Origin of the sequence: Synechococcus sp. R5-13 (genome assembly GCF_047462015.1) — a bacterium.
GTDB lineage: Bacteria > Cyanobacteriota > Cyanobacteriia > Thermostichales > Thermostichaceae > Thermostichus.
The window spans coordinates 1-2,363 of record NZ_JANSIL010000202.1 but is presented as its reverse complement, the minus strand read 5'-3'; the positions used below and the strand labels follow the sequence as shown (position 1 = coordinate 2,363).

Genomic DNA, 2,363 nt, shown 5'->3' with positions numbered 1-2,363 from the left:
TCCGTACTGAACATATTATACATTATTTTCAGTATAGTTGAGCTTATTATTGACTAGAGTCATGCTCTCCAGCAGCGGCAGCCGCCGCGAAGGGAAGTTGAGGATATCTCTGTCAATTTCGGACCCGCAGCCGGCCTGGCCGGCCTCAGCAATGTAGAAGCCGCTGTCATCGGACATGGAGAGGTAGAGGGCCCCTTCACCGAGATCAACAACCTGGACATCGAGCGGGATCCTCGCTTTCCCATTCGGGTCACGGTCCAGTTCTACAAAGCCACCGACAATGGCGTGGTCTCTGCTGAAGACATGGCCCAAATCCACCATCAAATTGCCCGCGTCTATCGAGAGGCCGACTATGTGGGCAGCTTGGTGCTTCAGCCGGATACAGGCCGACCTACGGAGTACAACCGCGACGCAGAGACAGAGCGCCCCTTTCCCTTTCCTTGGTTTCCTTGGTGGCTTCCTTGGTTTCCTTGGTGGCCGCGACGCTAGGGCCTGCTGCGCATTTTTCCCACAACCTGCCGCCAGGTGGCAACATCTTCTCGCGCCTGGGTTTCTCCACTACACTGACTACTGACCTGACGCCAAGGGGAATGGGTGTCGGCCCGATATCCTCGGCAAGGTCAGGGTCTGCAGAGACAGTTGCCAAGGTCTCATTTCTTGAGGCCATGGTGCTTGTCTGTGCCAGCTCTTGCCCAAGGCAGTGGGGAGCTTTTCCTGCAACACTATGGCTGACGCAGTTCCCGTTCGGCGCTACGACCTGTTTGTGCAGGCTTCCCGGCTGCTGCAGCGCTACCGGCAGCTCACGCCGGAACTGCGTCCCATAGGGCTAGAGGTGGCTCTGGCCATCCAGTATCACCGTGCTCAGGCCGGATCGGGATCCCTGCTGCCTTGGGTGGGATCCCCTCGCGGACTGCCCTTGCAGCAAGTGGCCCAGCGCATTTGCGACCCGTTTTACAGCAAAACCCACCCTCTTTTACCGACCTTGCCCGAAACCGGCGAGCCTTTGGTGTGGCCTCTGTTCAACCAAGGGGAAAACGGCTTGATCCGGCCCCTGGCCCCGAGCAAAGTGGGCGGGAAACTGGCGGAACGGCGCTGGCTCAAAGCCTGCAACAGCCAGGAAGGGATCGGCTGTCATGCCTTGGCGGCCCACTTGTGGCAAGACGAGCGCTTTTTGGCCGAAGACCGGGATCTCTGTCCTTTCCGCCTTTATGATGGGCGCTACCCCTTGAGCGTGGATCAAGGGCGACAGACTTGCGGCTTTGACGATCACCCCTGTGGCTGGCAGCCGGGACACCCCAAAATGTTGCAGGTGGTGGGCAAAGGCAAACAGGCCGAGATCCTGCTCCCCCACTGGACGGATGACATGTGGGCGATGCTCATTCCCTCCCATCGTCCGCTGCCGATTTACCCGCTCTTGGTGATGCTTTACTTTGGCCAGGAAACTTTGCAAAAGGGGCGGAGCAGCCTCTCCATCGAGCAATTTCGTCTGGATTTTCAGTTTAGCCAGTCTCAACTGCGCCTGTTGTTCGACACCCACCCTGAGCACCCCTTGAATCGACACCTGCTTACCTGGGCTCAGCAGCCAGAGGTGGAGTGGGGATCCACAGAACTCTTGCCCCAGATGCCGCCCCTCCTGCATCAACCTGCTGGGGGCAAGGTGGTTTTGGATCCCGATGAGCCGCCCCAGTTCCGCAGCAGTGGGATCCCTCACAGCGCCGGGACAGACCCGCTGATGGCAGAACGCCGCCGTCGACGTCAGTTGGAGCGCAGCGAGCGCCACAACGAGATCTTGCACCAGTTTCGCCGCTGGTTCCGCCTGGCAGGATTGGAAGTCCGGGAGGATCAGCATACCTTTGACTTTTTGGCCGTGGCGGACGGGCATCTGCTTTTGGCCGAAGTGAAGCTCCTGCACCACAAGGATGCGGCAGAGGCTTTGCAGGAAGTGGTGGGACAGTTGCTCTACTACGAGCGCTTTGCCCTTGGCCCCTGGATCGAGCAGGGCTTTTCCGTCCAGAAGGCCGCCGTTTTCGATGGACCGCCGCCGGATCCCTATGTGCGATTTCTAGAAGACCTGGGCATTGCCACCTACTGGATCAACGAACAGCAGATGATCGATGGGCCGGAAAACTCTTTGCGTCTGCTGCGCCAAATGGGAGTACGGGTACGACCGGATCCCGAATTGGGGGATTAGGGGAAAAAGCCTGCCCATGTTCTCCCCTGAGTTTTGACTCAGGCGGGGGTAACTTCTTGTCTTCTTAAGCGTACCTTAGCTGCCCCTTTACTCAGATTCCTTCGTAAACTACCCGACCCTGACTGCTTCGCAGTACAGGGCGGGCTTAAGGCCTCCGGCCCGCTGGCGCGAA

General features: G+C 58.8%; 3 protein-coding genes. 2 read left to right on the top strand and 1 reads right to left on the bottom strand.

The window, feature by feature from the left end; genetic code table 11:
- Positions 1-15: 15 nt before the first annotated feature.
- Positions 16-321, bottom strand: coding sequence for a hypothetical protein (locus NW840_RS13440; protein ID WP_414344815.1), 306 nt, complete (start codon positions 319-321; stop codon positions 16-18).
- On the opposite strand from NW840_RS13440, the gene NW840_RS13435 reads away from it, so the two are divergent.
- Together NW840_RS13435 and NW840_RS13430 are read left to right on the top strand one after the other, a co-directional pair.
- Complete coding sequence (locus NW840_RS13435) at positions 304-489, top strand: hypothetical protein (RefSeq protein ID WP_414344814.1); 186 nt, start codon at positions 304-306, stop codon at positions 487-489. The genes NW840_RS13440 and NW840_RS13435 overlap by 18 nt on opposite strands.
- 235 nt (positions 490-724) lie before the next feature.
- Positions 725-2,191, top strand: coding sequence for a hypothetical protein (locus NW840_RS13430; RefSeq protein ID WP_011434306.1), 1,467 nt, complete (start codon positions 725-727; stop codon positions 2,189-2,191).
- The last annotated feature ends 172 nt before the right edge of the window (positions 2,192-2,363 follow it).